General features: G+C 44.6%; 8 protein-coding genes and 1 pseudogene. 3 read left to right on the plus strand and 6 right to left on the minus strand.

Features of this window, described 5'->3' with window-relative positions; translation table 11 throughout:
* Positions 1–13 precede the first annotated feature (13 nt).
* Genes invA through invF form a run of 4 tightly spaced genes read right to left on the minus strand, consistent with a single transcriptional unit; the run spans position 14 to position 5,546 of the window.
* Positions 14–2,071 (minus strand): type III secretion system export apparatus protein InvA, encoded by a 2,058-nt coding sequence (gene invA, locus J4613_RS18975; protein ID WP_000927219.1) that lies wholly within the window; start codon positions 2,069–2,071, stop codon positions 14–16.
* Positions 2,072–2,095: 24 nt separating this feature from the next.
* Positions 2,096–3,214: a type III secretion system gatekeeper InvE gene (gene invE / locus J4613_RS18980; protein WP_000612171.1), complete on the minus strand. Its 1,119-nt coding sequence runs from the start codon at positions 3,212–3,214 to the stop codon at positions 2,096–2,098.
* Positions 3,211–4,899, minus strand: a complete 1,689-nt coding sequence (gene invG, locus J4613_RS18985) for a type III secretion system outer membrane ring protein InvG (RefSeq protein ID WP_000848102.1) — start codon at positions 4,897–4,899, stop codon at positions 3,211–3,213. Before invG ends, invE begins: the two co-directional genes overlap by 4 nt.
* On the minus strand, positions 4,896–5,546 hold the full coding sequence (gene invF / locus J4613_RS18990) for a type III secretion system transcriptional activator InvF (protein WP_001674874.1): 651 nt from the start codon (positions 5,544–5,546) through the stop codon (positions 4,896–4,898). The genes invG and invF overlap by 4 nt, the downstream gene beginning before the upstream one ends.
* 455 nt (positions 5,547–6,001) lie before the next feature.
* Between invF and invH the strand changes: the two genes are divergently transcribed.
* From invH to J4613_RS19005, 3 genes are all read left to right on the plus strand, one after another.
* Positions 6,002–6,445, plus strand: a complete 444-nt coding sequence (invH, locus tag J4613_RS18995) for an SPI-1 type III secretion system invasion lipoprotein InvH (RefSeq protein WP_000715102.1) — start codon at positions 6,002–6,004, stop codon at positions 6,443–6,445.
* A 430-nt stretch (positions 6,446–6,875) separates the two neighbouring features.
* Entirely contained in the window at positions 6,876–7,325 is a 450-nt protein-coding gene (locus tag J4613_RS19000) for an STM2901 family protein (RefSeq protein WP_000381617.1), read from the plus strand.
* The gene (locus J4613_RS19005) at positions 7,310–7,657 is read left to right on the plus strand and encodes a DUF1493 family protein (protein ID WP_001555786.1); all 348 of its coding nucleotides are present in this window, start codon (positions 7,310–7,312) and stop codon (positions 7,655–7,657) included. The genes J4613_RS19000 and J4613_RS19005 overlap by 16 nt, the downstream gene beginning before the upstream one ends.
* A gap of 272 nt (positions 7,658–7,929) precedes the next feature.
* On the opposite strand, the gene J4613_RS19010 is transcribed toward J4613_RS19005, so the two are convergent.
* Positions 7,930–8,256, minus strand: coding sequence for a hypothetical protein (locus J4613_RS19010; protein ID WP_000393302.1), 327 nt, complete (start codon positions 8,254–8,256; stop codon positions 7,930–7,932).
* 168 nt (positions 8,257–8,424) lie between these two features.
* Positions 8,425–9,336: pseudogene (locus J4613_RS19015) on the minus strand (IS3 family transposase); the annotation flags it as partial.
* Positions 9,337–9,466: the final 130 nt, after the last annotated feature.

The raw sequence follows: 9,466 nt of genomic DNA on the forward strand, positions 1-9,466 counted from the left end.
CTTAATTAAGCCCTTATATTGTTTTTATAACATTCACTGACTTGCTATCTGCTATCTCACCGAAAGATAAAACCTCCAGATCCGGAAAACGACCTTCAATCATTTTCTTAATAAATCGACGGACATCGACAGACGTAAGGAGGACAAGATCTTTATGTGCAATCAATAAATCATCCAACTTAAGTGTAATGAGATCCATCAAATTAGCGGAGGCTTCCGGGTCAAGGCTGAGGAAGGTACTGCCAGAGGTCTGACGGATCCCTTTGCGAATAACATCCTCAACTTCAGCAGATACCATTACTGCTCGTAATTCGCCGCCATTGGCGAATTTATGACAAATATAACGCGCCATTGCCCCACGAATATGCTCCACAAGGTTAATGACATCTTTTTCTCTTGGCGCCCACAATGCGAGCGCTTCCATAATTAATTTCATATTACGCACGGAAACACGTTCACTTAACAAACGCTGCAAAACTTCAGATATACGTTGTACCGTGGCATGTCTGAGCACTTCTTTAAGTAAATCAGGAAATTTCGCTTCCAGTTGGTCCAGCATATGTTTTGTTTCCTGAATACCGAAATATTCATTGACGTTGCGCGCCAGCGTCACCGCCAGACAGTGGTAAAGCTCATCAAGCGCGTTCCGCAACACATAGCCAAGCTCCCGGAGTTTCTCCCCCTCTTCATGCGTTACCCAGAAATACTGGCTGCTACCTTGCTGATGGATTGTTGGATTAATACCAAAGGACACGACTTCATCGGAATAATTTACCACTCGCATCAAATCAAAATAGACCGTAAATTGTTCAACACGGATCTCATTAATCAACAATACGATGCTGTTATCGTCCAGGCCCTCGCCATCGCGTAACAATACTTCCGGCAGGCGCACGCCATAATCAATAAAGAACTGACTACGTAGACGCTCCGCAAGTTGAGCTTTTTCCAGATCTTCACGCCGGCTCTTCGGCACAAGTAATATCAACGGTACGGTCTCTGTAGAGACTTTATCGAGATCGCCAATCAGTCCTAACGACGACCCTTCTTTTTCCTCAATACTGAGCGGCTGCTCGCCTTTACTGGTTTTAGGTTTGGCGGCGCTACGTTTTGCTTCACGGAATTTAAAATAGAAGAGTACGCTTAAAACCACTGATAAAATAACAAATACCGGCAGCGGGAATCCCGGCAGAGTTCCCATTGAAATGGTCAAAATAGCCGTAACAACCAATACAAATGGGTTGTTCAACAGCTGCGTCATGATATTCCGCCCCATATTATCGCTATCGCCATTTACGCGAGTCACGATAAAACCGGCACTAATCGCAATCAACAATGCGGGGATCTGGGCGACAAGACCATCACCAATGGTCAGCATGGTATAAGTAGACAGAGCGGAGGACAAATCCATACCATGGCGGGTCATCCCCACCGAAATACCGCCAATAAAGTTAACAAAGATAATAATGATGCCGGCAATAGCGTCACCTTTGATAAACTTCATCGCACCGTCAAAGGAACCGTAAAGCTGGCTTTCCCTTTCCAGTACGCTTCGCCGTTCGCGCGCGGCATCCGCATCAATAATACCGGCCTTCAAATCGGCATCAATACTCATCTGTTTACCGGGCATACCATCCAGAGAAAATCGGGCCGCGACTTCCGCGACGCGTTCTGAACCTTTGGTAATAACGATAAACTGGACCACGGTGACAATAGAGAAGACAACAAAACCCACCGCCAGGCTATCGCCAATAACGAATTGCCCGAACGTGGCGATAATTTCACCGGCATCGGCTTCAATCAAGATAAGACGGCTGGTACTGATCGATAATGCCAGACGAAAGAGTGTGGTAATTAACAGTACCGCAGGAAACGTTGAAAAACTGAGGATTCTGTCAATGTAGAACGACCCCATAAACACCAATATCGCCAGTACGATATTCAGTGCGATCAGGAAATCAACCAGATAGGTAGGTAATGGAATGACGAACATAGAAATGATCATCACCATTAGTACCAGAATCAGTAATTCAGGTCGTAAACGAGCACTGTTAAGTAGAGAAAGCAGCACTATAGGTATCCTGTTAATATTAAATTAAGACAGCTTTTCAATAGTACGACGCTGTTCTGCCATTTCATGCTTGTAGGCAATATCGGTCATACTACGTAACGCCATTAACAATTCTTCCTGCCAATATTCTTCATAAAAGAGTGAAGAGGGTATGGCTTTACATACTTGATAAAATATCTGCAAAAAGGATGCATGTTCTTTATGACTAAGCAATAACGCATTCAAGCCTATAATATCGGCTAACAGCGAATCCACTTCATGTGGCTGTTGCAATAGCGAAAGCATCAGTAGTAGCCACGACGACTCCTCCGCATTAAACGCTTTGGTAAACGAATACGACAACAATGTACTCACAAACAGCAGGTCAGCGGAGCGCAACATTTTAAGTTGCGTCAGGCGTCGTAAAAGCTGGCCAAACTCCAGGCGCGAACAGCTGGCGTCATTCGCGTCAATATCGGTTAATAGCGAACCCTCGATAAAATCCAGTACCACCAGTCGACGTTGATAGCCATAACTGGCTATCCAGTCAGAGTAAATCTCCACTTCATGTGATTCACTCTGGATAAATTGCCGATAGCTGGCGCGCAATAAGCCTGGTTTTAACGATAATGTTTTCCCAAAAAGCCGGGCCTTCAACGCACAATTAATCCCTGCCTTGAGGGTCTTCGGATCGGTTTGCTCTTCAACGTGCTTAAGTAACGACTCCAGCTTTTTCCGCACGATCTCTTCCAGATCTTTACGACGAAGCAATTCGCGTAACACAAGGACTAAATCACTGGGGTCAGGAAATAAGCTACGCGCCTGACGTAAAAAATCTTCTAACGCGCCGCCATGTACGCTAATTAGCTTTAATATTTGCTTCGCCTTCGGTAAAGCCTCATCCTCCAGCACGCGTTCAAAACTGTTAGATAAATTACTGGATTTTTTTTCATAATCGCGACGGTTACGAAATTGCGCCAGCGCCGCTGACATTTCGTCCGTCGACTGGACAAATTTTTGTACTTCCGCCCCTGGAGACGAATCCTCCGCGGCCTGTTGTATTTCCGCCTGTTGCGCATCAGTATGCTGGGTCGCATCCTGGTGAGATGTCTGCCGGGACAATATTCTGGAAAATGAAATACCGGAGGTTGAGCCAGGAATCATTTAATTACCTCCTGACCTCTATCCAGATAAACACGAACCCATTTCTGTAACTTATCGTCCCCACTCCAGGCACCGCTTTGTTTCAGAATATTGTTTACCGATTCGCTGGCATCCGGCGTTAACGGGTCGACAATTTCTTTTGGTTCAATCATGAACACACGAACAACATTACTTTTATTCTTACTGGAATAACGGAACAGGCTACCAATAAGCGGTAATTTGCCTAAAAACGGAATACTTTGGACAGTATCGGTATTTGCATCCCGTGTATAACCCCCGACCAGCAAACTTTTTCCGTGCGGCACTCTCGCAATAGTGCTAATTAACGTTCGCCCGACTTCGGGTAACGCATCTACGGAGGTGGTAGTATCAGATTGCGGCGTCTTATCGTTGCCATCTTCAATGTCCAGCGACATTTCTATCTGACCATCTGCGGAAAAACGGGGCAGCACTCGGATCATTGTTCCGTATGTTACATGCTCAAGCGCCACATTACGTTCCCCAATCAGCTTGGTGTAAAACGTTCTGTTGTTATCAAAAATAGCGGGAACATTTTCCTGAGTCAGTAATACCGGGCGCGAAACCACCGTCGCCTGTTTCTTCTCTTCTAACGCATTGACCGCGGCGATGAATCGACTGCCATCGAGGGTACTTATTGAAGACTGGTTTAATGACACGCCAAGTTTGTCCCCAATAGTAATGCTGCCGCTCCATGAAGTGCCCAAACGCTCCAGATCGCTTTTATTAAGATCGACAATCCACAGGGATAATTCTACGTGACGTTTGGCGACATCCAGCGCTTTAACCAGCATTTCGATAAAATGCACCTGCTCAGCCGTTCCTTTTACTAACAAACTGTTGGTATCCGGATAAGCCACGATTTTAATATTGCCCGCCGCGGCATTTTGCTTTAAAGCTTCCTGCAGACTCATGCCACCGGCATAATTTGCTGCTTTACCTTTTTCTCCATTCGCTGAAAACGCTGGCATCGCCGGGGGTTCGCTACTGACAATATTACCTAAGGGTTGTTCCTCTCCCTGCAATAACCTTTCAATGGCCGTGGCAATACCGGGGATAACCATTTTCTGATCGCGCAGATTGTAGGTACGATCGCCCACGAAGGTATTATTCAGACGCATCACCCCTATTTTCTGGCGTCCCAGCTCAATACCATCGTTTTGCTTGTCCATCATGGTGGCGGCGTTGACCACCATATCAACATAAACGGGTGGCCCTGAAACATAGAATGTTCCTTTACGGTTATCGCCACGTAGCGGATAATTTTTGTTATATAAGCCTGAGCGTTTTAGAAAATTGTTGAACTCATTGAGTGAGACGTTGCGTAAAGAAACCACGGCATTGCGCATTTCACTGGCGTCATAAATATAGATAGCCTGCCCATCGAAATACCAAATCAGCCCCAGTTGTAGGGAAAGCTTCTCCAGTAATGCGTTAGGATCGTGAAACTCAAAGTTGCCCGTAATTTTTTTTCGTGCCGCCATTTTGCTAACAATGACAGGCTCCTTTAGCTGTAGCGCCATGGCATCGAAAAATGTCCGCAGGCTATCGTCTTTCGCAACAAACCCACTTCCCGTTACAGGTATTTTTTCACTAGAATAACCAGGTGCAACCAGAACAAGCGCGGCACATGCCAGCACTCTGGCCAAAAGAATATGTGTCTTCATTTGTCTGCCAATTGAATAATATTTGATAATTTCCGCGGCGAAACGCCGATCAGCTCTTTGATCTCACTAGAAAAATGTGAAGGCGATGAGTAACCATGATTAACGGCTAATTGGGTGATGTTCTCGTGGCCTTCTACACTATTCAGCAGCGATTGTGCCATACGCCAGTTTCGTAATTCACTCTTCGCTTTTCCGCCCAACGCTCTGCTGCACAAACGACGAAAATGGGTATAAGAAACGCCATAGTCTTCTCCCAGCATTCTCATCGTGTTGCCGCTGGTTGACTGAGCGAGTAAATAGCCAACCAACCAGTAACTCTCGCTTTTTCGTAACAGCGCCAGTACCTTATTGAAGGCCGGAGAAGGCGTAATAATTTGCTGCAAAAACCAGTACTCGCAGCGTTTACGATCTTGCCAAATAGCGCGAAACTCAGGACTCAGCAAAACCCATTTATCGGATTCAGCATATGTCGTGTCCACTAATCCTGCGCCATCGATAAATGCCAGTAATTTGCTGAGTACTTCAATTTTTAACGGTCGAAAAACCAGGTCTCCTGATACTGGTGCGACAACGGCCTGCTCGCAAAAAAGCAGCGCGCCTTCCTGAATCAGGCAGTTTTCATTGTGTCGGCTTTCAGAAAATGACATATGCAGCTTTTGCGCGGAACACGTCTGTATAAACCATGCTTCCGGGCTGCGGATTTTCCGCTTCTCTCCTTCTTTAAGTACTTCCTGCGTATTTAGCATAGTTGTCAGCACCAGTTAAAAATCATTTTAATATGTAAACAATACCGGGAGCGGGTGGCAAAATCCTGATGCAAACATTATGAAACTGATGCCACCCGCTAATTAAATTGGCCCACTTGCACAGCGCTTGATAATTTAAAACAGAAAATCAGCTCATAGTGTATAAATTCTGGCTTATTGTTCTACAGCCGCAAAAATTCAGATATTGTCATCGGGATGGAGAATTAATTATTTATATCAGGAGTTTTTTTTGCTAGCATTCCTGAAACGCATTCGCCCCTTATCACTATTGTCAGATAACGTTCTGACGGTTGTGTAAAAACATGGCGCCTCATTCTTCTGTAGTTGGAGTTAATATGAAAAAATTTTATAGCTGTCTTCCTGTCTTTTTACTGATCGGCTGTGCTCAGGTGCCCCTCCCTTCCTCCGTGAGCAAACCGGTACAGCAACCTGGCGCTCAGCAAGAGCAACTGGCCAACGCAAATAGTATTGATGAGTGTCAGTCTCTTCCGTATGTGCCGTCAGACCTTGCGAAGAATAAATCATTATCAAACCAGAACGCTGATAATTCCGCATCAAAAAATAGCGCAATCAGCTCAAGCATTTTTTGCGAAAAATATAAACAAACCAAAGAGCAGGCGCTCACCTTCTTCCAGGAACATCCACAATACATGCGTTCGAAAGAAGATGAAGAGCAACTCATGACCGAATTTAAAAAAGTTTTGCTTGAACCCGGAAGTAAGAATTTAAGCATATATCAGACGTTACTTTCTGCCCATGAAAGACTGCAAGCCTTATAAGGCCATATCACCGTTGGCTGAACTCATCATGATATAATTAAGACCATATTTTGCATTGCCACTTAATATCAATATAATTATTATAGCTATGGTCACTTTTACGGTTGGCCATTTGTCTCTTACGTTGCATTTATCAATCTGCTTTTTGATACAGCAGCACCTCGCTGCTGCTTTTTTTATTTGCGATAAAGAACTGCCTCCCAGACTCGGGAAAATAGCCGAAACTTATACTGACAAACTATCGTCTCGTATATCGCGATAAACTGACATCCCCCTCTTGCCCCACATGTTGGCATTCTTACGATACCCCATCCGCTTTCGCGGATAACGTTCTTTTTACCCGTGACAACGTATTGACGACCAGGCTAGTATAGCGGCAGAAACGTCCCGATGTCTGGAATGAATGGCAAACAGTCTATAAGGTGATTGAATGGATACGACAGAAGAACTAAACGGAACCTACTTCTACCACGGACAATCGAACCTGTCAGCAGGTGAACTATTTGATGTAATTTTCCTTGAGCAATTTTGTGATGAACCTGGGATTGGCATTGAGTCAGGTGCTGCCATCCTCGCCGGGCAACCGTGGTTAAAAACCAGAACGAAACCGGGAGAGGCAATCAAAGGGACAAGTGTTATCTCCAGGTATGGGAGAATGCTTTTACGAAATGCACGAACTCCTTTTGGTATTAGAGTTCCTACACCCGTTGGTATAAGAATGCGAAAAACAAATAATCTTGCCGCAGTCATAGCACGATATGTTCCATGGTTAGGTTGGGTTGGTCTTGTGAATTCAATTTACCAGGTATCAAGGAGAACTCAGGCAAAATACAACCTAATAGCACGCCCTAAAGATCGTATACAATGGACATCCTTTTGATGGACACAATTCAGCAAGAGGTGTTAGCACTCTTCCGTGAAGAGATTCCCGGATATTTAGACAGCAATTGGAAAGAAATCCCTTTAGAACTTGATTCTGATTTATTTGAAGCTCCAGGCGATGACCTGCATGAAGCTTTGGATAAATTTGAAAAAAAATTTAATGTAGATTTATCACAAGTTAAATGGTCGTGTTATTTTCCCTGGGAGAATACTCCACTGCTTACACGATGGTTTAAATTAAAACGGGAAGATGTAGAACGAACTCGTACACCTTTAACAATCAGAATGTTTTCTGAGTCAGCGAAAGCTGGGAAATGGCTTTATGATTAGTGAAAAATATATCGAATTAATCAGGAGTTAATTACTATGAATTTTGTTAATCGGTTAAAATTAAAAGTAGTAAATTTCATATGCTTTTCAAATTAAAATAATTTGTTGTATCTACCTTTCGATCACCAGTAACTTTGACGCCATCCGTTTTAAATTGACCATTTTGTTCTGGTGGTATATCGCGAGTAGATATTTCTGAAGTGCTTGACTATTCACTCTTTTTTAGCCTGCATGTATGGTGGCGACGATGCTGTTACATAGGTACCGGTATATTACCAAATTGATTCTGCCAGATATCCCGCCTCACGTAGAGCATTCATAATTTTATTCGCTAATTCATACTGATATTCATACGAGGTATTCTCCATGGAAAATACCGTTAATTCATATTTATAATACAGCCAACCATCATTCTCATTTATCAACTTAGGATTACAGTCATAATTTCTTTCTATTGTAATCATTGTATTTTCGTATCTTAAATATAATAAGTTCACTTTTATTATGTCTGGAATCCCTTGGGATAAAAAATCAATTAACTCATATTTATCCAGATCAGACTCAACAACGATTGTGAATTCAGAGTTAACTTCTTCCATTATGGAACCTCAATATATGGGCCTCTATTAAACGGTGATGATTCTTTCATTACCGATACCTGTATTTTTGTTACATCATCCGGATGAAAGTGTAGGATATACATCCTCCCATATGCCACCTTCATCACCAGGGCCTAATGCACGCCGTTGTGAGTTGCCACGGATAATCTAGACACTTTCGAGTCGTCGGTAATATCGGTTTTCATATTCTGTCGGTGGCATCTTATCGCTCGAACCATGCCGACGCTTACTGTTATAAAACATTTCGATGTAATCAAAAATATCGCTGCGGGCTTCTTCCCGCGTTCCGTAGATCTTTTTCTTTATCCGTTCACGTTTTAGTAGCTGAAAAAAGCTTTCTGCGACCGCATTATCGTGGCAGTTACCACGACGACTCATACTGCCTTCCAGGCCGTGTGATTTCAAAAACGACTGCCATTCATAGCTTGTATATTGACTGCCCTGGTCAGAGTGAACCAGCACCGCCTTTTGCGGATTACGCCGCCACAAGGCCATCAAAAGCGCATTCAGGACGATCTCTTTGGTCATCCGGGGCTGCATTGACCAGCCGATAACTTTCCGGGAGAACAGATCAACAACCACGGCCAGATACAGCCAGCCTTCGTGGGTTCGGATGTAGGTTATGTCCGTTACCCAACGTTCATCGGGAGCATCCGGATTAAACTGCCGCTGGAGTCGGTCAGGTGCCACGATACTGTCTTCACCTTTGCGTGCCCGCGGGCTCCGGTATCCGACCTGAGCCTTTATGCCGGCCCGCTTCATCAGCCGCCAGACACGGTTCACCCCACACTGCTGCCCGGTGTCACGCAGATCGAGGTGGATCTTGCGATAACCATAGACGCAGCCTGACTCAAGCCAGAACTGTTTGATCTGCCCGGTCAGCATCTGGTTCGCCTGCTCTCGCTGTGAATGCGGCTGCTGAAGCCAGGCGTAAAAGCCACTGGGATGAACATCCAGCACCCGACAGAGCAGGCGAACAGGCCAGCAACGGGTGTTGTCACGGATAAAGGCGTACCTCAGTCGGACAGCTTTGCGAAGTACGCCGCGGCTTTTTTTAATATGTTGACCCGTCCTGAATAGCGTTGACACGTTCCAGACTTAAATCCGGAGAACGTGATGATGACTGAGTTCAAACGCACCCAACGCGATTATCCTCTATCCTTTAAAATAGCCGTCGTTGAGCAGGTCG

Origin of the sequence: Salmonella sp. 32020114201800008SM, from assembly GCF_017572025.1 — a bacterium.
Taxonomy (GTDB): Bacteria; Pseudomonadota; Gammaproteobacteria; order Enterobacterales; family Enterobacteriaceae; genus Salmonella; species Salmonella enterica.

Bases quoted from the DNA above. Each gene is read 5' to 3' on its own strand.
- J4613_RS19005 (WP_001555786.1), top strand. From the start codon at position 7,310: ATGGACATCCTTTTGATGGACACAATTCAGCAAGAGGTGTTAGCACTC.
- J4613_RS19000 (WP_000381617.1), top strand. From the start codon at position 6,876: ATGGATACGACAGAAGAACTAAACGGAACCTACTTCTACCACGGACAA.
- invG (WP_000848102.1), bottom strand. From the start codon at position 4,899: ATGAAGACACATATTCTTTTGGCCAGAGTGCTGGCATGTGCCGCGCTT.
- invH (WP_000715102.1), top strand. From the start codon at position 6,002: ATGAAAAAATTTTATAGCTGTCTTCCTGTCTTTTTACTGATCGGCTGT.
- J4613_RS19010 (WP_000393302.1), bottom strand. From the start codon at position 8,256: ATGGAAGAAGTTAACTCTGAATTCACAATCGTTGTTGAGTCTGATCTG.
- invF (WP_001674874.1), bottom strand. From the start codon at position 5,546: ATGTCATTTTCTGAAAGCCGACACAATGAAAACTGCCTGATTCAGGAA.
- invE (WP_000612171.1), bottom strand. From the start codon at position 3,214: ATGATTCCTGGCTCAACCTCCGGTATTTCATTTTCCAGAATATTGTCC.